This window comes from Dyella sp. (assembly GCF_035508675.1).
Classification (GTDB): domain Bacteria; phylum Pseudomonadota; class Gammaproteobacteria; order Xanthomonadales; family Rhodanobacteraceae; genus Dyella_B.
Window position 1 is genome coordinate 1 of the sequence record NZ_DATJMN010000198.1, and the last position, 2,319, is coordinate 2,319.

General features: G+C 61.1%; 1 protein-coding gene and 1 pseudogene. Both read right to left on the bottom strand.

Features of this window, described 5'->3' with window-relative positions:
* Window positions 1-1,708 (bottom strand): annotated as a pseudogene (locus tag VMA74_RS10575) (hypothetical protein); the annotation flags it as partial.
* 119 nt (window positions 1,709-1,827) lie between these two features.
* The coding region (locus VMA74_RS10580; RefSeq protein ID WP_325366724.1) for an ERAP1-like C-terminal domain-containing protein at window positions 1,828-2,319 on the bottom strand (492 nt) is incomplete at its 5' end.

Below are 2,319 nucleotides of genomic sequence, written 5' to 3' on the forward strand. Positions count from 1 at the left end.
CATAACCACCGTTGTTCTCAAGCTGCGGATGCAAGGCATCCTCCAACTGCGTTTTGGCGAATGGCAGTGTCCATAGCACCGTCAGGGCCAACGCTAGCGATGCGATGATCCGCGAAACCTGCCGCAACCTGCCGGGTGGCAAAGCACGCATCAGCAACGCAAACGCGAGCGCCAAACCCAGCATCCAACGTGGAGCACCCGCTTCGTGCAGTGACAGAATCAGGAACAACGCCGCCAATAGCGCCCAACGCCAGCCCAGCAGACGGCCGGCGAGCAACGCGATCAAAGCGACAATAAAGAGATCCAGGAGGCTCCATTGCGCGATCCACGAATCCGGCGAACGATCCACACCGCTCGCGCCGAGCAAGCGATAGCCGTAAGGAAGATGCAGCACGGCATCGATATCCTCCACCGACGTAAGCCATCCAATACTCGGCAGCGAACCGCCGCGATCGTCGATACGCAATCCGGCTTTCAAATCCAGATTCGCGTTGCGCAATTCGACACCGGTATGACCATTGCCCTCCTGTGTCACGAGCAATGGCGTGCCTCCTTGCGCGGCACGCTGCAGTCGCCATGGCGCAGCAACATCCAGGCGTTGCGCATGCTGCAGTTTGCCGGTGAGATGGTCGCTGACGCTCAGACCGCGTCCATGGAAGTCGAGCCACATTTCGCGTTGAAGGTGGACCTGATCGCCGGGTCCGCCCTCACCGCCGCGCACACCTTGTTCAACCGTGAGTCCATTGCCGCTGTCGAGCACATAGGCGGGCAATTGGCGCCAATTATCGGGAACCCCCGCCTGCCCCGCATCGGTAACATGGCCGTCGACGCGCGTACTGCGCAACGAGGGGTCGTCGCTGTAGCTCCATATTTCCTGCTTTGGCCAAGGCTCGGCAGGCATCGAAATATTCACCGCATGCAAGGTGTCGATACCGCGCGCGGAGAGAATCACTCGCCACTGCCCTGGGCGCAACTGCACGCGAAGACGTCCATCGCTATCGAGTTGCGCCGGCAATTCACTGTCGAGCGACGTGGCAATGAAGCCTTTCGGTAAAACAGGTCCCAGCCATTGCTCCCGCGCACTGCCGGTAACGTTGACCTGCAGTTGCGTTTCCAACATCGGCGGCAGCCCATCGGTGACATGCCGATAAATTCGTACCGAAATCGCATCGGCCTGGCGCTGCGCGGCGGCAGCTTCGCCCAGTGTGAGTTGATCGCCATTGCGTTCGATGCGCTCTACCGCATGGCCGTCCAAACCGACGGAAACCAGCCCGATGCCTGGCGGCACCCGCAAGCGCGAAGGCCGGGAGTCCCAAGGAAGATTGCCATGCACGGTGTAACTGCCGGGCTCCAGCCACAGTGCCGGATGGTCGTCACGACTGAGTACGGGCAAAGCCTTGTTATTTGCCGTCACTTGCTGCGGCCAGCTGCGCTCGTCCCCGGGAAGCTCGACCCAACTGGGCGCGTCCACCTTTACATCGAGGCTGAAAGTCCCGCCATCTTTGCCTGCTTCCACGCTCAATCGACCCGGCCAAATGCATTGATATGTATCCGTATCCGGATTGCTATTGGCAAGGAACGGGCATGCGTGCGAAGGCGCGTCATGCAATACCCAACCCTGCCAGTCCCGCAATGCGGTGGGTACGTCTTGCGCATGCAACGACACGGCGACGAACAACAGCCCGAACATCCATTTCCACTGGCGCATAAGGCCCCCCCTGGTCGAGTTCCATTCAGTGTACAGAGATTTTTTGGCGGCCCCCTGAGGGCAAAAAAAAGCCGGACGGCATGCACCGTCCGGCGTTCGTCGACTGCGTTAAATCGTTATCAGCGCAAGATCGCTGCCGGATCCTGCTTTGCCTTCAACGCGGCACACAACAAGGTCTGTTCGCGCGTCTGCGCAAGCCCGCGATCGGCGCCCGTGATGTCTTTCAAGCGCGGCTCGAAATAGGTCTGCAGACGATCCGCTTCGGCCTTGGAGCAGCTGCCGCCGCCCACCAGTCGCGGCAGCATGCCGCTGGCGAAGCTGCCGGTACGCGCCAGCACTTGGTCGTAGTGACCCGTGAACCAATGCCACAGCGCATCGCGCTCGGCGGAGGTATCGCGGCCACCACGCAGGATCGCCGCCATCTCGCCGACCTTCACCTGCTTGGTCAGCGCGAAATCGCGTGCTTCATCCGCCAGTTCCGGCGTTTCCGCGGCGCTCAAACCTTGCAGCATGGCGTTGCGCAAGGCCGGGTCCGTGGTTTGCGGAATCTCAGCGATCAATGCATCCACGGCAGGCTTGCCATGCTCTTGCACCGAAACGGACAGCGCTTC